The following is an 18,430-nucleotide window of genomic DNA, read 5'->3' as shown; positions in this document are numbered from 1 at the left end:
CATGAGCGAGCTCGCCACCCGCGTGCGGGATACGCTAGCCACGCTCGAACGCGTTGCAGAAGAGTTTTCGCCTGCCGTTTTCGCCTCCAGCCTGGCCGCCGAGGATATGGTCCTGACGGACCTGATCCTGAAGGCCGGCCTGCCGATCGGCATCTTCTCACTGGAAACTGGCCGCCTGCACAAGGAAACCCTGGGCATGGTCGAACGCGTGCAGGAGCGCTACGGCTACGAAATCGCGCTGTACCGTCCCGTGCAGGCCGACATCGACGCCTATGTGGAAAAGAAAGGCGTGAACGCCTTCTACGACAGTGTGGAACTGCGCAAGGAATGCTGCCAGATCCGCAAAGTCGAACCGCTGGGCCGAGCCCTGAGCGGCAAAAAATCCTGGGTTACCGGCCAGCGTCGCGCCCAATCTGCAACCCGCTCCGACCTGTCGGTGCAGGAGTATGATGGTTCGCACAGCATGGAGAAGTTCAATCCCCTGGCCGACTGGTCGGAACAGGAAGTGTGGGACTACATCCGCGCCAACGACGTGCCTTACAACCCGCTGCACGACCAGGGGTACCCGTCGATCGGCTGCGAACCCTGCACCCGCGCCATCCAGCCTGGCGAAGACGTACGCGCCGGCCGCTGGTGGTGGGAAAACCCGGACTCGAAGGAATGCGGCTTGCACCTGGTAGACGGCAAACTGATTCGAATTAAGAAAGTAGGCTAAATGAACGCACTGGTAGAACAACACGTCAATTCGCGCCACCTCGACGCCCTGGAGTCGGAAGCCATCCACATCCTGCGCGAGGTTGCCGCCGAATGCTCGAACCCTGCCCTGCTGTTCAGCGGCGGCAAGGACTCCGTGGTCCTGCTGCGCCTTGCGGAGAAGGCTTTCCGTCCAGGGAAATTCCCCTTCCCGCTGGTGCACATCGACACCGGCCATAACTTCCCGGAAGTGATCGAGTTCCGCGACCGCCGCGTGGCCGAACTGGGCGAGCGCCTGATTGTCGGCTCGGTCGAAGATTCGATCAAGAAGGGCACCGTGCGCCTGCGCAATCCCGCCACCGATTCGCGCAATGCCGCGCAAGCCGTGACCCTGCTGGAAACCATCGCCGAACACGGCTTCGACGCCTGCATCGGCGGCGCCCGCCGCGACGAGGAAAAGGCCCGCGCCAAGGAGCGCATCTTCTCCTTCCGTGACGAATTCGGCCAATGGGACCCGAAAGCACAGCGCCCGGAGCTGTGGGACCTGTATAACACCCGCGTCCACCCGGGCGAAAACATGCGCGTGTTCCCGATCTCGAACTGGACCGAGTTGGATGTGTGGCAGTACATCGCCCGCGAAAAATTGGCGCTGCCGTCGATCTATTTCGCGCACGAGCGCCAGGTGATCCCGCGCAACGGCCTGCTGGTGCCGCTGACCGACCTGACCCCGGCCCGTGAAGGCGAGACCATCGAAACCCAAGTAGTGCGCTTCCGCACCGTGGGCGATATCTCCTGCACCTGCCCCGTGTCTTCGGACGCTGCCGACGTGGACGCGATCATCGCCGAAACCGCAGTGACCCAGATCACCGAGCGCGGCGCCACCCGGATGGATGACCAGACCTCCGAAGCCTCCATGGAAAAACGCAAGAAGCAAGGATATTTCTGATGAACGCACTGAACGACAACCTGAACGAACGTAACCTGCTGCGCTTCATCACGGCCGGCTCCGTCGACGACGGCAAGAGCACGCTGATCGGCCGCCTGCTGTTCGACAGCAAGGGCATCTTCGCCGACCAGCTGGCAGCCGTGTCGCGCGCCAAGCATAAGCGCACCGTGGGCGACACCATCGACCTGTCCCTGCTGACCGACGGCCTGGAAGCCGAGCGCGAACAGGGCATCACCATCGACGTCGCCTACCGCTACTTCGCCACGCCAAAGCGCAAGTTCATCATCGCCGACACCCCGGGCCACGAGCAGTACACCCGCAATATGGTGACCGGCGCCTCCACCGCCGACGCCGTGATCATCCTGGTCGACGTGTCGAAAGTGAAGCTGCGCGAAGACGGTGGCGTGGACCTGCTGATCCAGACCAAGCGCCACTCCACCATCGCCCACCTGCTGCAGATCGAGCACGTGGTGGTAGCCGTGAACAAGATGGACCTGGTGAACTACGACCAGGACGTGTACGAGCGCATCGTCAAGGCTTACCGCGAATTCGCTGCAACGCTGGGCATCACGGACGTGAAGACCATTCCGCTGTCGGCACTGGCCGGCGACAATGTGGTCGACGCAAGCGAACGCATGCCGTGGTACCAGGGTCCTACCCTGATCGAGCTGCTGGAAGACCTGTCGGTGTACGATGAGTCGCACAACTCCGCATTCCGCTTCCCTGTGCAACTGGTGGCGCGCCACAACGGCCACGAAGCCAATGACTTCCGCGGCTACATGGGACGTATCGAAGCCGGCAGCGTCGCGGTCGGCGACAAACTGGTGGTGCAGCCGTCCGGTCAAAGCGCCACGGTCAAGGAAATCGTCACTTTCGATGGCTCCCTGCAGACGGCCAGCGCCGGCCAGTCGGTCACCATCGTGCTGGAAGAATACGTGGACGTGTCGCGCGGCGACCTGCTGGCCTCCAGGGCGCAGCCGGCCAACCTGCTCAAACAGGTGAACGCCGATGTGTGCTGGCTGTCCGAAGAACCGCTGGACCTGCGCCGCAAATACTGGATCAAGCACGGCACCAAGCAGACCGCTGCAAAAGTGACGAAGATCGATTCGATCCTTGACATCAACACCCAGCAGCGGCACGATGCGGATGCGTTGAAGCTGAACGACGTGGCGCGCATTGCGCTGACCGTGCAGCAACCGCTGGCGGCCGATGCCTATTCGGATATTCGCGCCACCGGCGCCTTCATCCTGATCGATGAGGTCACGCACCAGACAGTCGCTGCAGGCATGATCCGCCTCGGCGAGTAAGCTTCGCCAAGAAAGGAAACCTGCGCATGCCATACGGGAAAGTGTATTTGATTGGAGCTGGACCGGGGGCGCAGGACCTGATCACCATGCGTGGCGCGCGGCTGCTGGCGCAAGCCGACGTCGTTTTGTACGACGCGCTGGTGACTGAAGAAATGCTGGAACTGTGCCCGCAGGCCGAGAAGATCTCAGTCGGCAAGCGGGCCGGCCAACGCTCCACCGCCCAGGGCGTCATCAACCAGCAACTGGTCGAATGCGCAGCGCGCTACCGCCTGGTGGTGCGCCTCAAGGGCGGCGACCCGATGCTGTTCGGCCGCGCCGACGAAGAATTGACGGCGCTTGAGCAGCACGGCATCGAAGTCGAAGTCGTTCCGGGCATCACCACCGCGGTTGCCGCCGCCGCGGCAACACAGCAGCCGCTGACCAAGCGTGGCGTGGCGCGCAGCGTGGCTTTCTTCACCTCCTCCACCGCGCCGGGCCATCCGGAAGAACTCACTATCCCTTCCACCGACACCCTGGTGCAGTACATGGGCGGGCGCGAGGCGATTGCCACTGCCAACAATCTGCTGTCGCAGGGCCGCTCGCCGGATACGCCGGTGGTCGTGATCGAAAATGTCAGCCGCCCCGACCAGCGCGTCGAACGCATCACCCTGGCCGAGCTGGCGCATGGCCTGCCGGCCGCGCACGGTCCCGTGCTGGTCATGCTGGGCAAGGCTATGGCGCCGCGGCCGCAGCAAAAACGGTAGAATATCGTCCTCTTGCAATGAGAGGAACAAGATGAGCCAAGCCCACGAAGTCCTGGAGCGCGCCCGCAATGCGCGCCTGGCAGGCAAATACGAAGACGCCCTGCGCGACCACCTGTGGTTCCACGAACATGCGCTCGACGAAGACCCGACCCTGGCGGGCGTTCGCCTGTCCTTCGCCCTGCGCGACTGGATCTACCTCGCCGAACAATTCCCGCTGGCGCGCCGCGCACTGCAGGCCATTCGCGACCGCGACACGCAGCGCATCCTGAACGGCAGCGCCACCCTGGCCCGCTTCCACGACGTCAGCGCCATCAACAGTGCGCTGGGCGAAGAACGCGCCACCCACGACCTGTTCACCCAGATCGACGCCCAACTGCCCGAATTAGCCAAGGATTGTGCCGAACTGGCCCTGCCGGCCCTGGTGGCGGTAGAGGATTTCCAGCTGGCGCGCCGCTACCTACCGGACCCGGTGGCACGCATCGCTGCCTTGGCCAAGCGCGTCAACGACTTCGCCGAAGAACTGGCCAAGCGCGGCAACACCTCGTCTGCCCCGCAGTTGCTGGCGTTCGTGTTGAACTACACCAAGGAAGTGCGCCTGATCGTCGAAGTGTTCCGCCGTCTGGGCGAAGATGAGGAAGTGGCCAAGGCAAGCGCCGCGGCACTCGACTCCCTGAAGTCGGAAGCCTTGCGCGACGCTGTGCAGCGCGAATTCGACAACCCGGGCAGCACCATTGCCGCCATGGTCTCCCACGCCAAGGGCGCTTAAGCCGCCTGGCCGGCCGCCACGGCCCGTCCCTGCCAGCGGCCAGCCACGCGGCTGGCCAGGAGCAGCCATTCGCCCTCTCCCGCCTGCACCACCAGTTGCCCGCCTTCGTCCCAAAGCGCGCTGCACCCCGCCGATTGCCACCCACCCGTAGGGCCGCCATGATTGGCCATCAGCACGGGCATGGCGTGGCGGGAGGCGTGCCCTTGCAAGATTGCGCCGTCCTTTGCATAGCCGGCTGGCGAGACCAGGACGCTGGCGGCATACAGCATGGCCCCCGCCCTGGCTGCAGCTTGCGCATGACTGGCATGCGCAAAATCGGCGCAGACGGCCAAGGCGGCCGGGACGCCATCGACGTCAAGCAAAGCGCCGCCGCTGCCGGCCGCGAACACGGTCTCCTCGCCAGCGTGAAGGTGCTGCTTGGTATATTCGGCCACGCGGCCGTCGGGCAGGAAGGACAAGGCGCCGATGTACAGTGCGCCCTCGATTCGTAGCGGCGCGCCGGTCACGATAATCATTCCGCTGCGCCGGGCCAGCGAGGCCAGCGGCGCAAGGCGCGGGTCATCGCCACGCAGCGCCGCGGCTGCCGCAATTTCAGGCTCATAACCTGTCAGGGAAAGTTCGGGAAATAGCGCAAGCCGCACGCCGAGCGCCGCAGCCTGGCTTGCAAGTGCCACGTGGCGCGCAACATTGGCGGCGATATCACCCTTGATGGAAAGCGACTGGATTGCCGCAACCAGCGGCACGTCAGGCGCCATTGGTCACCGAGTTGAGGCAGTAGTCCGTCATCGCGCGCAGCACCGTGGGGTCTTCCCCTACCGCGCCGACTGCGCGTATCGTCACTCCCGGATGCGCCAGGCGCATTTCGTCAAGGATCAGCGGCAGGTCGCGCAGCACATGCCCGCCCTGTCCCAGGAATACCGGAATCACCGTCACGTCGTCGATGCCCAGTGCGGCAAGCGCAGCCACCTGCTCCGGCAAGCGCGGCGACATCAATTCCAGGAAAGCCAGCGAAACATCGATGCCCGGCGCGCGCGCCGCGACCATGTCGCGCAGCTGTTCGAACGGCGCCGCCCAACTGGCGGAACGGGCGCCGTGGGCAAACAGCACCAGCGCGCGGCCGCCCATGCTAATGGCGCTCCACCCAGTAAAGGGCACCCAGCGCCAGCAACAGGTATAGCAGGCTTGGCATTAGCGCCGTCAGGAATGCCGGCAGCGCCGACAACAATCCAATATGCGAGAACAGCGTATTCACCAGCAGGAAGCTGACGCCGATCATGATGCCGATGAAGATTTTCAGGCTCACGCCGCCGGAGCGGGTATGCAGGTAGGCGAAAGGCAGTGCCAGCGCCATCAGCACGAAGATGGCCAATGGGTCGAACAGCTTTTTCCAGAAGGCGATCTTGAAACGTTCCGTACCTTGCTTGTTTTCCTGCAGGTGGCGGGTGTAAACCGCCAGCTCGTTGGCCGACATATGTTCCGGATCGGATGCGGAGACCGACAGGATTTTCGGGGTGATCTCCGAAATCAGCTCCTTGCTGGCATGCCGCTGGATCTCCACCGAGCTGGTCGCCTGCGCGTAATTATTGGCCAGATTGGCTTGCGCGCCGTCGGCCAGCAATGCCGGATTGCTGAAGATATTTTCCGTCACGCCATTCAGGAGCCAGGTATTGTTGCCTTTGAAAGTGGCCGTCTCGGCAAGCGTCAGGGTGCGCAGGCGGAAACGGTTGTCGAAGTCGTACAGCTTGACATCCACCAGTTGTCCATCCGAGCGCACTTCGCGCACATTGAAGAAGCGCGTCCCCTGCACATCGCCGGTCATGCCTCCGCTCTTGATGATATCCTTGGTCCACATGCCAGAGCGGAACTCCGACGACACCGTGGCGCCGCGGCCCATCAAGCGAACTTTCTCCGCCACCGGCGCCAGGCGTGGCGTAATCAGTTCGCCAAAGATGAAGGCAACAACGACCAGCACCAGTCCCACCTTCCCGACCATGACCGCGGCCCTGCCCGTGGACAGGGACGAGGCACGCATGATCGTGAATTCCGAAGTCGACGCGAACTGCGCCATGGTGTAGATGGTGCCGATCAGGGCCGCCACAGGCAGCACCTCGTTCACGTGCTGAGGGAGCATCGTCAGCGTGTACAAGGCAGCATGTTGCATGCCATAGCCGTTCTTGCCGACGACTGGCAGCTCGCCGGTCAGGTCAAAGAATGCCTGCAATCCAAGCAATGCCGCCAGTGCAAATGCGACCGCCTGCAGGATCGAGACGAAGAAATAGCGTTGCAGGATGCTCATTTGCGCGCGCCTCGCTTGAATGCCGCCCAGATCGCGCGTGGATGGTAGCGGTGATTCACGTTCAGGCGCCAGGCAAACAACGCCAGTACTGCCAGTGCCATCGCCAGGTGCAAGGGCCACCAGCTCATGCCAAACGTGAAGTTGCCGCGCCGGATACCAGACTCGAACACGTTGATCAGGTTGTTATAAGTGAAGAAGATCAGCACTGCGAGAATCAGGTTGACCGAACTGCCCGCTCGTGGATTGACGAAACCGAGCGGAATCGCCAGCATCGACAGCGCCAGGCAGGCCAGCGGCAGCGACAGGCGCCACATCAATTCGCCCTTGGCCGGATTGGTACCGGCGGCGATCAACTCCAACGTCGGAAGGGTTTTGGTTTCCTTCTGGCCATCGCCCTCGGACGACTGCTGCGAGACACGCATGCTGTAGCGCTCAAATTCCATGCTCTGGAAACTGGCATCGCCCGGCTTGCCCTGATAGCGGCGACCGTTCTTCAGGACCAGGTGGCGATCTCCGGAGGGCAGCGTCTCGATCACGCCCTCGCTCGCCACTACGACGGAAGTACCCTTGGCATCAACCTGGTTGACGAACACATTGCGCACCACCGAGCTGCTGCCCGAAACGCCTTCCACGAAGAAGATGCGGTTGGCCGACGAGGATTCCCTGAACTGGCCGGGGGAAACCTTCTGCAGGTCTTCCCGCTTGGAGAAACGCTCAATATATTCGGCGCTCTTCGAGCGCGCCCACGGCGTTGCATAAAAACTGAGCGCACCGGTCAGCAGGACCAGCGGCAGGACAAACAGGAACACCGGCCTGACGAAACGAGTCAGGCTGACGCCTGCGGCAAACCATACCACCATCTCCGAATCCTTGTAGATGCGGGTCACCACCATCAACACGGAAATAAAACTGGTGAAAATCAGGACAATTGGCAGATAATTCAGGGCTGCGAACGCAATGAGCGCGATGACATCGCTGGACGCGACCTTGCCGCCTGCGGCTTTGCCGAGGATCGAGATCAGGGTCCACGTCAGGAGGATCGAGAACAGCACCGTAAAGGAAGCCCCGGCAGAGCTGACCAGCTCACGGCGGAGGGCGCGATGGAAAATCATTCGACGTTTATAATTCGTTCTACAAAATTAAGGAGAAACCAAATGGACTTTAGCATAAAAGCACTCGACGCCAAGAACACCATCGCCAGCGCCAAAAGCGGCTGCGTCGTGGTCGGCGTCTTCGAAAACAAGAAACTCTCGAAAGCGGCTAAAGCCCTCGACAGCGCAGGCGAAATCACCGCCGCACTGAAATCCGGCGACATTACCGGCAAAGCCGGCACCACCCTGCTGCTGCGCGGCCTGAAAGGCGCCGCTGCGGAACGCGTGCTGCTGGTAGGCCTGGGCGCCGATGAAGCAGTCGCCGAAAAAGCCATCGGCTCCGCGATCAATGCCGCCATCAAGGCGCTGGGCACCGTCGCATCGAGCGACGCTATTATCGCACTGCCTCTGGAAGAAGTGAAAGGCCGCGACGCCAACTGGGCGATCCGTTCCGTGGTGCTGGCCGGCCGCGACGCCGTATACCGCACCGACGCACAGAAATCCAGGAAAGACCCTGCCTGGGCCGGCCCCGGGAAAGTGGCCCTGGCCGTGGCGAACAACGCCGGAAACAAGCTGGCGCTGTCGCAAGCGGTTGCCACCGCCAACGGCATGGAACTGACCAAGGACCTGGGCAACCTGTCCGCCAACGTCTGCACCCCGACCTACCTGGCCAACGTCGCCAAGAAACTGGGCAAGGACTTCGGCTTTGAAGTCGAAATCCTGGACCGCAAGCAGATGGAAGCCCTGAAGATGGGCTCCTTCCTGTCCGTCACCAACGGCTCCGAGCAGGCGCCCAAGTTCATCGTCCTGAAACACAAGGGCGGCAAGGCCAAGGATGCGCCGACCGTCCTGGTGGGCAAGGGCATCACCTTCGACACCGGCGGCATTTCGATCAAGGCCGGTCCCGGCATGGACGAGATGAAATACGATATGTGCGGCGCCGGCTCCGTGCTGGGCACCTTCCGCGCCATCGGCGAAATGGGACTGAAGTCCAACGTAGTCGGCATCGTCGCTGCATGCGAAAACATGCCGTCGGGCCGCGCCACCAAGCCGGGCGACATCGTCACTTCGATGAACGGCCTGACCATCGAAATCCTGAACACCGACGCCGAAGGCCGCCTGATCCTGTGCGACGCCCTGACCTACGCCGAGCGCTTCAACCCGGCCGCCGTGATCGACGTGGCAACCCTGACCGGCGCCTGCATCGTCGCCCTGGGCCACCACAATAGCGGCGTGTTCGCACGCGACGACGAAGCTGGCAACGCGCTGGCCGACGCCCTGATGGCATCGGGCAAGGCAACCGGCGATACCGCATGGCGCCTGCCGATCGGCGAGCAGTACAACGAACAGTTGAAGTCGAACTTCGCAGACCTGGCCAATATCGGCTCCCCGGGCGGCGCATCGTGCACCGCTGCCGCTTTCCTGGAAAACTTCACCCGCAAGTATCCATGGGCGCACGTCGACATCGCCGGCACCGCCTGGAAATCGGGTGCTGCCAAAGGCGCCACCGGCCGTCCAGTGCCGCTGCTGACCAACTTCCTGATCGGCCGCGCAGGCTGATATTTGGAGTGACCATCAAAAAAGCCGGGGAGACCCGGCTTTTTTGTTTAGTAGATCGCCGATGCCGGCATCGGCTGCTGCGGCGGCGCACCGCGCGCGGCGGCGCCCTCCCCGCGCTGCAGGACGACCGTCAGCGTGGAAGGCAGGTCAAAGCCGGCACCAGTCTGCTTGTCGACTATCTGGCCGGCGCCGAGGGTGAAGATGATGTTGCCCCACTTGGAGGCGTTCTGGCGCGCTTCGATCTGGTCATAAGCCCAGACGTCTTCGCGGCGGCAATCCACCACCAGCGGCTGGGTGCTCTTGTGCACCGTCACCCGCCCGGGGGAAGTAACGAACCAGCGCCCCCTGTCATTGGAGAGCACGCAGCCGATGGCTGACACCTGCTGGTGATCCAGCACGGTTTGCACCAGCACCGACTGCTCGGTCGAGTCGAACAACGTGGCGCAGCCGACCAACGCCGCTGCGCACAGCGCAGCGAACGCGGATCGGCTCAGCCTGGATGGCATGCAGTCGGGCTCAGTCGGCCGACTGGCCTCTTTTCTGACGCAGCCCCTGGATGACATGCATGATGTCGTCCATGCTGTTCGCGCCGATGCCCTGGAACGCATCGAGGACTTCGTTCAGGACTTCGTTACGCACCTCGGCGTCAGCAGTAGCAATCGCTTGCGGGCGCTGGGACGCTGCGCGGGCGCTTGCCTCGCGGGCCGACTTGCGGCCGCTTGGCGATTTGCCATGTTCCAACGCCGCTTGCCAGATCAGCCAACGACGTTGTGTCTCATAGACCAGATACTCTTCTGGCTTGTCTTCGCGCCGACGGACGATTTGGCCGTCCTTCTGCGCCCATGCTTCGAATGCAGATCGCATGTGTATTCCTTTAGTTTGCAGTGCTCGTTAAATCGGAATTAGTTTCCCTATATTACCACTTATTGACGCAGGACAACATTCAAATCCGTTGCAAATAAGCAAAATCACCCAGCTTCGTGGAAACAACTTCGATACCAACCTTGTAATTATATTGACATTTACGGTTGTTGATACCGTAATTTTAGTACCAATCTGATAACTATGAAGCACTATTGGAAATTATTTTTACAGCGGCACCTTTTTTGCGACAAGAAAGCACAATTTTGATGTCACCGTAGAATCATTGTTTGGCTCAAATACGACAGCTTCCCATAGCATAGTGAGTATTGATAAGATCTGCCCCCACCTGATTAGAAAGACTGAAATGAAATTAGCCACTTGGAATGTTAACTCATTGAACGTTCGCTTGCCGCACGTTACGAAATGGCTGGGCGAAAATCCGGTCGATGTGCTTTGCATCCAGGAAACCAAGCTCACCGACGACAAGTTCCCGGTCCGCGAAATCGAGGAGATGGGCTACCAGGTGGCCTTCAGCGGCCAGAAAACCTACAACGGCGTCGCCATCCTGTCGCGCCACCCGATGGAAGACGTGGTCAAGAACAATCCGCACTACCCGGACGAACAGCAGCGCATCCTGGCCGCCACCATCAACGGCATTCGCGTGGTCAGTGCCTATGTGCCGAACGGCCAGGCGCTGGACTCGGACAAATACACCTATAAACTGGGCTGGCTGGCCGGCTTCCGCGACTGGCTGGGCGAAGAAATGGCGCGCAACCCGCACCTGGCCGTGCTGGGCGACTACAACATCGTGCCCGATGTACGCGACACGCACGATCCGGCGATGGAAGGCGACATCTTCTGCTCGGACAAGGAGCGCGCCGCCCTGCAAGCCTTGTTCGACCTCGGCCTGCACGATTCCTTCCGCCTGTTCGAACAGCCGGAGAAGGCTTTCTCGTGGTGGGACTACCGCATGCTGGGCTTCCAGAAGAACAAAGGCCTGCGCATCGACCACGTGCTGCTGTCCGCGCCGCTGAAGGAGCGCTGCGTTTCCTGCGTGATCGACCGCGCACCGCGCAAGTGGCAGCAGCCCTCCGACCACGCGCCGGTGATTGCAACCCTGGGCGCCTAAGCGGCCTGGCGCTCCATCATGAGCTGGGCGCGCACGCCCAGCACCGGTTTCGAGAACAGGTAGCCCTGGGCATAAGTACAGCCTTGCTCGCGCAATAGCTGGAACTGCCCTTCCGTCTCCACCCCTTCGGCCACCACCGACAGCTGCAGGCTGTCCGACAGGGCGACGATCGCGGCCACGATGGCGCGGTCCTCCGCACTTTGCTCCAGGTCCTTGATGAAGGCGCGGTCGATCTTGATCTTTCGCACCGGGAAGCGCTTCAGGTAAGCCAGCGAAGAATAACCGGTGCCAAAGTCGTCGATCGACAGCCGGATCCCCATTGCATTGATCTGGCCCAGGATAGCCAGCGTCTGTTCGCCATGCTGCATCAGCGCTGTTTCGGTGATTTCGAATTCGATCAGCGCCGGATCGATGCCCGTGTCTTCCAGCGTGCGGCGGATCGAATCGACCAGGCCGCGGTGCATGAACTGCCGCGCCGACAGGTTGATCGCCATCGGCACCGGCGCCATGCCCTGGCGCTGCCATTCCATGCTTTGCTCGCAGGCGCGCCGCAGCACCCATTCGCCGATCGGCACGATCAGCCCATTTTCCTCGATCAGCGGGATGAACTGGTCCGGCATCACTAGCCCGCCGGCCGGGCGGCGCCAGCGCAGCAGCACCTCCAGCGTGGCCAGGCGGCGTGTGGCGATATCCATGATCGGCTGGTAGTGCAATTCGAACTGGCCGAGCTGCAGCGCCGAACGCAGCGCGCTCTCCATTTCGAAATGCATGGCCGCCGCCGTGTTCATCTCTTCGTTGAAGTATTGGTAGTTGTTGCGTCCGGAAGCCTTGGCGTGATACATGGCCGCATCGGCATTGCGCATCAGGGTGGCGACGTCGCCGCCGTCGTCGGGATAGGTGCAGATGCCGATCGACGGCGTGATATGCAGCAGGCGCCCTTCCAGCGCAATTGGCTCGGACAGCAGGTCGATGATCTTTTGCGCGACGTGGCTCGATTCGTCCGTGCCGTGGATGCCCGGCAGCAGCACCACGAATTCGTCGCCGCCCAGGCGCGCCACGGTATCGCTGGCGCGCACCGCGCCCACCAGGCGCCCCGCCACTTCCTTCAGCAAGGCGTCGCCGGTCATGTGGCCCAGCGAATCGTTGATGGTCTTGAAGCGGTCGAGATCAATGAACATCACGGCCAGGCGGCGCTCCGAACGCTGCGCGGCCAGCATGGCGCGATCCAGGCGATCGGCCAGCAGTGCACGGTTGGGCAGGCCGGTCAGGCTGTCGTGGTAGGCCATATGGTGCACGCGGGCCTCGGCCTGGCGGCGCTCCACGATTTCAGCCTGCAGTTGCGCGTTGGCGCCGGCCAGTTCGGCGGTGCGCTCCAGCACTCGCACCTCCAGTTCGTCGCGCGCACGGCGCACTGCTTCGGCGGCTTCGCGGCGTGAGGTGACGTCGTCGATCAGCCATACCGAGCGGCCCTTGGGGTCGGCCATGTCGAATGGACGCCCCGACAGGCGTGCCCAGAATCTGCTGCCATTCTTGCGCACAAGCTGGTATTCGTAGGAGCTGGCATGGCCCGCCAGGAAGTCCTTTTCGGTGGCCTTGCGCGCCGCGTCCCAGGCAGCCAGGTCGGGGTAGAAGGTCTGCACGCTGACGCCGGCCATTTCGCCCGGGCCGTAGCCGAACAACTCTTCCATCTTGGCGTTGCAGCGCAGGTTGCGCCCCTTCTCGCAGACGGAAATGCCCATCACCGCGCTGTCCAGGATTGCCTGGTTTTCCAGCAAGGCATTGCGCAGCGATTCCTCGTCATGCTTTTGCGCGGTGCGATCCTCGATGATCCAGATCGTGCCCTGGGTCGGATCTTCCGGATTCACGACATAGCCGATCAGTTGCGCCCAGAAGTCGCTGCCGTCCTTGCGGCGCATCAGCGTTTCGCAGTGGAAGTGCTTGCCCTGGCTAAGCAGGGGGCCGGCAATGGCGCCGACCCGATGATAGGTCTCGTCGTCCGGATAAATGGCGCGGCCCGGCATGCCAAGCGCTTCCTCGCCCTGGTAGCCGAACATGTCGGCAAAGCCGCGGTTATAGCGCGTGATCAGGCGGTTCTTGGTGAACAGGATGGAGATCGAGGCATTGGTCATGATGGCCTCGACTTCCATCTGGGTCTGGCGCGAAACGGTCACGTCTTCCAGTATCCAGATGGTGCCGCCTGCGTTGTGCTCCTGGTCCACGGCCTGGGCGCGCACGCGGCACCAGATGATGCTGCCGTCCTTGCGCACCAGCTGGCATTCGCGCAGTTCGAACAGCTGGCCGGCAGCGAGCAAGGGCCCCGCCTGCAGGCCGAAGACCGTGTGCTGCTCCACGTTTTCAAACAGCTGCGAAGCGTGGCGGCCGCGCAGCTCTTCCAGCGTATAGCCGAACATTTCAGCCATGCGCGGATTGACCGTCATGATTTCCTGGTTCTTGGTGAACAGGATGCCGACCGAGGCATTGTCCAGGATCGCCTTCTGCTCGCGCAGCAGTCGGCCCATTGCTTCGTTCGCCATGCGCTGCTCATTGATGTCTTCCAGGATGAACACGGTGCCTTCGCGGGCATCGGCCGGGTCCAGCGCACGGCCGTTGGAACGGCACCAGAACAGGCTGCCGTCCCGGCGCCGCAACTGCAGCTCCAGCGTCAGCGGCGTGCCTTTCGCCAGCATCGGGAAATACTCGGTGCGGATGCGCAGCGCTTCTTCCGGCGTCGAGTACAGGATTTCGCTTGGCGCGCCTTCCAGCTCCTGGCGTGCATAGCCGAACATTTCGGCAGCGCGCATATTGCACTCGACGATATAGCCGTTCTTGGCAAGGATGATGCCAACTGCCGCATTTTCCAGGATGGCCTGCTGCTCCAGCATGGCCTTGCGCAGCGCACGCTGGTCGCGCTGGGCACTGCTGATATCGTTGAAGATGATGGTGGCGCCGCCATCCAGCCCGCCCGGCAGCGCCTTGACGGTCAGTTGCACCGCGACGTAATTGCCGCTGGCGTTGGTGAGCACACTGTCCCATTTGGGCGCTGTGCGCGGCGCCATGTTCGGCAATGCCGCGGACACCACCAGCGCGGCATTCAACTGCGCATTCGCTTCGGCGCGCACATGGCGGGCAAACATTTCCACCACGTTGCGGCCACGCGGATCGGATTGCAGCAAGGCGTCGAATTCGGCGTTGGAAGCGAACACCAGGCCGTCCGCATCGCAGGCGCAGGCTGGCATTCCGACCAATTGCAAGGCATTGGCCACAACTTCAACATTACTCGAAACAGAATTCATGTACGCCTGGACTCCGGGGGTATCCAGCCGATCATAGCGTACAAACCTGGCTAGTCAAAGAAAAGGCCGGGCTTGCTGACATTGTTACAACAAAAACATGTCTTTTTGCCGCCACGCAGTAATCCACCATCCAGTTTCAACCGTGCGAAGTAATTCGGCGCAATTTGGTATCGTCCGCAAGTTTGCTTATTTGATAAGTACGTTAGATACGCGCTTGTCGCAACTTGATAATTGATAGGAGTTGCCTGAATGTCGTTTGGACCATTGGATGGCAAGACAGCATTGGCGTCGTCGCCCTTGGGCGAAGCGCCTGGCGCATCGTCGCTGGTCGGCAAGCTGGCCGACAACATCGTGCCCACTGCAGTTGAGATGGCGGCGCAAGACAAAATCCCACCCGCTGCTGCGCAACTGGCGCAAACCGCGATCGGCGGACTTGGCGCCGGATTTGGCACGAACGCAAGCGGCGACGCGCCTGCTGCAGCGCCGGCGAGCGCGCTGACGCAAGGCGCGACCGCCCTGGCCGTGCAAAGCCTCGGCGGCATGCTCGCGCCGGAAGAGGCGGCGGTTGCCGGGGAGGCGCTGACTGCCGGATCCCAGGCCGTCCGGCTCCACGCTGCTGAAGGCCGGGCACCCGAGCCTGGCGCCGCGGGGACGTACGCTGCCGAACAAGCCGCGCCCGTCGCCACGCCGGCAGTTGCCAGGGCGCTGCAAATCGAAGAACACCCGCTGGCCGGCCTGGCCATCAAGGACTTCATGTCTCCGGCCCCTCAATATGCGCCGGCCGTCATGAAGCCGCACCTGGCGGCATTACAGGAGGCAGTTGGCAGCGGCCCCTTTGCCGCATTCCACGAAGGCAGCCGCCTGCTGCGCTTTTACTCGCCGCTGGAGGGCGACAAGGCCCTGCTGGTCGAAACGGTCACCGGCGAAGCCAGGCTGTCGTCGCCTTACCGCTACACGCTAGGCCTGCTCTCCAAGAGCTCCAGCATCGACCTGCAAGACCTGCTGGGCAAGAACGTCAGCGTCGGCGTGCGCCTGGCCGACGGCAGCGAGCATTTCATCAACGGCTATGTCAACGTATTCGGATTCACCCGATCGGATGGCGGGTTCGCCTTCTACCACGCCGAAATCGTGCCCTGGCTGGCCTTCCTGCAGCGCCGCACCAACTCGCGGATCTTCCAGGACGCCAGCGTGGTCGATGTGCTGACGCAGATCTTCAGCTCCGACTACGGCAGCCTGGCGGCCTATGAATTCCGCACCGCACGGACCTACCTGCCGGAAAACTACATCGTCCAGTACGACGAAACCGACGAACACTTCGCCAGCCGCCTGATGGAGAAGTATGGCCTGTTCTACTACTTCGAGCACAGCGAAGAAGGCCACGTCATGGTGATCAGCGACGACTCGCGTGACAGCTCGTTCTGCCCGCCGCAGTTCGCACATGCCGACATCGAATTCAATGGCGGCAACCGCTGGCACGACCGCGATGCCGTCACTGCCTTCACCGCACGGCGTGTGCTGCAACCGACCAAGGTCGCCCTCAATACCTTCGACTTCAAGTCGCCCAACACGGTGCAATATGTGGAACTGCCGACCGCCGCGCGACAGGGTGACGTGCCGACGCTCGAGGTCTACGACGGCAACCCGGCCTTCTCCTACAAGGACCGCGACAGCGGCGAGCGCGAGGCGCAGCTGCGCATGGAAGCCATGGAATGGCAGGCCAAGCTGTTTGCAGGCGAATCCGATTGCCGCGGCCTGGCGCCGGGCCACACCTTCAAGCTGCACGGCCACCACTGGTTCGACGTCACCGACGAAAAGGACAACGATTTCCTGGTCATCTGCGTGCAAATCAACTGCCGCAACAATTTCTTCGGCAGCGACCAGAGCGACGTTTATCGCAACAGCTTCACGGCGATCCGCCGCAAGATCCCCTATCGCCCGGTGCGCGAGCATCGTTCGCCGCGCATGCCCGGCCCGCAGACCGCCACCGTGGTCGGCCCGAAGGGGCAGGAAATCCACACCGACCAGTATGGCCGCATCAAGGTGCAGTTCCACTGGGACCGCTACGGCCGCCGCGACGAAGCCAGTTCCTGCTGGATCCGCGTCTCGCAGCCGTGGGCCGGCAAGGGCTGGGGCACGGTTTCCATCCCGCGCATCGGGCAGGAAGTACTGATCGACTACCTGGAAGGCGATCCGGACCGCCCGGTTTGTACCGGCCGCCTGTTCAACGCCGACCAGCCGGCGCCTTACGCACTGCCCGGCGGCGCCCATATGATGGGCTTCAAGAGCCGCTCCACGCCGGGCGGTGGCGGCTACAGCGAAATGGTGATCCACGACTCCAAGGGCTCGGAGCTGATCAACATCCACGCGCAGAAGGACATGGTCACGACCGTGCAGAATGCGCACGCGACGACCGTCAATGGCCCGCACCAGACCAACACGGTGAGCCAAGGCTACCAGCGCAACACGGTCAAGCAGCAGATCGAAATCGTTTCCGAGACATCCTATATCGACCAGCGGGCCAAGCAGCATATCGCGCTGACGGCGGAGACCGAACATATCGCCCTGACCGCGAAAAAACATGTCGAAGTAGTGGCGCAAACGGAGCATATCGGCGCCACGGCAAAGAAATTCGTGGAACTCAAGGCGGAGACCGAACACATTGCCGCCACGGCGAAAAAGCACATCCAGCTGAAAGCCGAAACCGAGCACGTGGAAGTGGGCGCCAGCAAATTTGTCGACATTAAATCCGACACCCAGCACATTCACCTGACGGCCAACACCGACATCACGCTGCAGGTCGGCGCCAGCAAGATCGAACTGCGCGCCGACGGCACCATCACGATCCAGGGCAAGTATGTCGACATCGTCGGTAGCGACCGTATCGACCTGAACAAGTAGGAGCCGACAACCATGCAATATCACACCAACAGCGCCACCTTCGAGCTTCCGGCACCGCTCAAGGACAAGTCCATGCACATGTTCGTCGTGCGCGACGACGGGCCCAGTGAATTCAGCGTAGTGATCACCCAAGCCGACGTTCAGCGGGAAGAGAGCCTGGCCGACTTCGGCGACCGCCTGCAAAAGGAACTGGGCCGCGCCCTGCCCCGCTTCCAGCTGCGGGGCCTGAAGGAATGCCAAGTCGGCGGCTCGCCGGCGATCGAGCTGGCCTATAGCTGGCGCAAGGACGGCAACTTCATGCACCAGCGCCAGGCCATCGTGCTGGTCGAAGGGCCAGCGCCCGGCACGCGGCAAGCCATGATGGTCGCCGCCACCTGCCTGAATGCCTTCAGCGACGAATGGAACGCAGCGTTCGACGGCCTCCTCGCCAGCATGACGCTGCGCAATCCCTTGAGCGTGGCCGCGGCAGCTCCAAAACGCAAGGTCGTCGTGGCCACGCAGCCCTATACCTTCGCGCTTTCCGCCCGCCGGCGCAGCCTGCACGTCTTCGCAAACCAGGGCGAGGCCTGCCGCAGGACCGATCCGCGCGAAGTGGAGCTGGAAACCTGGGCGTTTTTCGACGCTGCCGGCAACCGTCTGCAGCCGCATTTCACGGCGCCCAATTCCTACGATCCGGGGCTGCGCAACACAGGCATGTACCAGCTCGCCGCCCATTCCGATCCTGATGCGGCCACCCTGCTCGACAACCTGCACCTGGCGGCTATCTACGATCCCCCGATGGACATCCCGGGCCTTCCGCACCTCGATGCGGTGCGCAGCTTCCTTGAGCGGCAGGCAGGCTAGC

16 protein-coding genes are annotated in these 18,430 nt (G+C 62.5%); 9 read left to right on the top strand and 7 right to left on the bottom strand.

Going from position 1 to position 18,430, the window contains the following annotated elements; genetic code table 11:
* Position 1: 1 nt before the first annotated feature.
* Genes ACN9MU_RS11290 through ACN9MU_RS11270 form a run of 5 tightly spaced genes read left to right on the top strand, consistent with a single transcriptional unit; the run spans position 2 to position 4,455 of the window.
* Entirely contained in the window at positions 2-715 is a 714-nt protein-coding gene (locus ACN9MU_RS11290; RefSeq protein WP_426170659.1) for a phosphoadenylyl-sulfate reductase, read from the top strand.
* A complete protein-coding gene (gene cysD / locus ACN9MU_RS11285) occupies positions 716-1,639 on the top strand; it encodes a sulfate adenylyltransferase subunit CysD (protein WP_426322409.1) in 924 nt (307 codons plus the stop codon).
* Positions 1,639-2,946 carry a sulfate adenylyltransferase subunit 1 gene (locus ACN9MU_RS11280; RefSeq protein ID WP_426344595.1) on the top strand — a complete coding sequence of 436 codons (1,308 nt, stop codon included), beginning with the start codon at positions 1,639-1,641 and terminating at the stop codon, positions 2,944-2,946. Before cysD ends, ACN9MU_RS11280 begins: the two co-directional genes overlap by 1 nt.
* Before the next feature lie 26 nt (positions 2,947-2,972).
* Entirely contained in the window at positions 2,973-3,689 is a 717-nt protein-coding gene (gene cobA / locus ACN9MU_RS11275) for a uroporphyrinogen-III C-methyltransferase (protein ID WP_426170654.1), read from the top strand.
* 31 nt (positions 3,690-3,720) lie between these two features.
* The gene (locus ACN9MU_RS11270) at positions 3,721-4,455 is read left to right on the top strand and encodes a hypothetical protein (RefSeq protein WP_426322405.1); all 735 of its coding nucleotides are present in this window, start codon (positions 3,721-3,723) and stop codon (positions 4,453-4,455) included.
* Here ACN9MU_RS11270 and ACN9MU_RS11265 read toward each other — a convergent pair.
* From ACN9MU_RS11265 to lptF, 4 genes are read right to left on the bottom strand one after another with little or no spacing between them, the layout of a single operon-like run.
* The gene (locus tag ACN9MU_RS11265; RefSeq protein ID WP_426337332.1) at positions 4,452-5,210 is read right to left on the bottom strand and encodes a carbon-nitrogen hydrolase family protein; all 759 of its coding nucleotides are present in this window, start codon (positions 5,208-5,210) and stop codon (positions 4,452-4,454) included. The two genes, ACN9MU_RS11270 and ACN9MU_RS11265, sit on opposite strands and share 4 nt — an antisense overlap.
* Positions 5,200-5,580, bottom strand: coding sequence for a sirohydrochlorin chelatase (locus ACN9MU_RS11260; protein WP_426322399.1), 381 nt, complete (start codon positions 5,578-5,580; stop codon positions 5,200-5,202). The genes ACN9MU_RS11265 and ACN9MU_RS11260 overlap by 11 nt, the downstream gene beginning before the upstream one ends.
* 1 nt (position 5,581) lies before the next feature.
* On the bottom strand, positions 5,582-6,751 hold the full coding sequence (gene lptG / locus ACN9MU_RS11255; protein ID WP_426170648.1) for an LPS export ABC transporter permease LptG: 1,170 nt from the start codon (positions 6,749-6,751) through the stop codon (positions 5,582-5,584).
* Positions 6,748-7,863: an LPS export ABC transporter permease LptF gene (lptF, locus tag ACN9MU_RS11250; RefSeq protein ID WP_426344594.1), complete on the bottom strand. Its 1,116-nt coding sequence runs from the start codon at positions 7,861-7,863 to the stop codon at positions 6,748-6,750. The genes lptG and lptF overlap by 4 nt, the downstream gene beginning before the upstream one ends.
* Before the next feature lie 42 nt (positions 7,864-7,905).
* Between lptF and ACN9MU_RS11245 the strand changes: the two genes are divergently transcribed.
* Complete coding sequence (locus tag ACN9MU_RS11245; protein ID WP_426322395.1) at positions 7,906-9,402, top strand: leucyl aminopeptidase; 1,497 nt, start codon at positions 7,906-7,908, stop codon at positions 9,400-9,402.
* Positions 9,403-9,449: 47 nt separating this feature from the next.
* On the opposite strand, the gene ACN9MU_RS11240 is transcribed toward ACN9MU_RS11245, so the two are convergent.
* Positions 9,450-9,908: a hypothetical protein gene (locus tag ACN9MU_RS11240; protein ID WP_426322393.1), complete on the bottom strand. Its 459-nt coding sequence runs from the start codon at positions 9,906-9,908 to the stop codon at positions 9,450-9,452.
* A 10-nt stretch (positions 9,909-9,918) separates the two neighbouring features.
* On the bottom strand, positions 9,919-10,266 hold the full coding sequence (locus ACN9MU_RS11235; protein ID WP_426170642.1) for a hypothetical protein: 348 nt from the start codon (positions 10,264-10,266) through the stop codon (positions 9,919-9,921).
* A 364-nt stretch (positions 10,267-10,630) separates the two neighbouring features.
* Here ACN9MU_RS11235 and xth point away from each other — a divergent pair, with 364 nt between their 5' ends.
* Entirely contained in the window at positions 10,631-11,395 is a 765-nt protein-coding gene (gene xth, locus ACN9MU_RS11230) for an exodeoxyribonuclease III (RefSeq protein ID WP_426170640.1), read from the top strand.
* Here the strand turns inward: xth and ACN9MU_RS11225 are convergent.
* On the bottom strand, positions 11,392-14,688 hold the full coding sequence (locus ACN9MU_RS11225) for a sensor domain-containing protein (protein WP_426344593.1): 3,297 nt from the start codon (positions 14,686-14,688) through the stop codon (positions 11,392-11,394). The two genes, xth and ACN9MU_RS11225, sit on opposite strands and share 4 nt — an antisense overlap.
* A 249-nt stretch (positions 14,689-14,937) precedes the next feature.
* Between ACN9MU_RS11225 and tssI the strand changes: the two genes are divergently transcribed.
* Entirely contained in the window at positions 14,938-17,586 is a 2,649-nt protein-coding gene (tssI, locus tag ACN9MU_RS11220; protein ID WP_426322388.1) for a type VI secretion system tip protein TssI/VgrG, read from the top strand.
* A 12-nt stretch (positions 17,587-17,598) separates the two neighbouring features.
* Positions 17,599-18,429 carry a DcrB-related protein gene (locus tag ACN9MU_RS11215; protein ID WP_426170635.1) on the top strand — a complete coding sequence of 277 codons (831 nt, stop codon included), beginning with the start codon at positions 17,599-17,601 and terminating at the stop codon, positions 18,427-18,429.
* The last annotated feature ends 1 nt before the right edge of the window (position 18,430 follow it).

Origin of the sequence: Pseudoduganella sp. R-32 (assembly GCF_049913245.1) — a bacterium.
Classification (GTDB): Bacteria; Pseudomonadota; Gammaproteobacteria; order Burkholderiales; family Burkholderiaceae_D; genus Rugamonas.
This window is presented reverse-complemented; position numbering and strand designations above follow the sequence as displayed.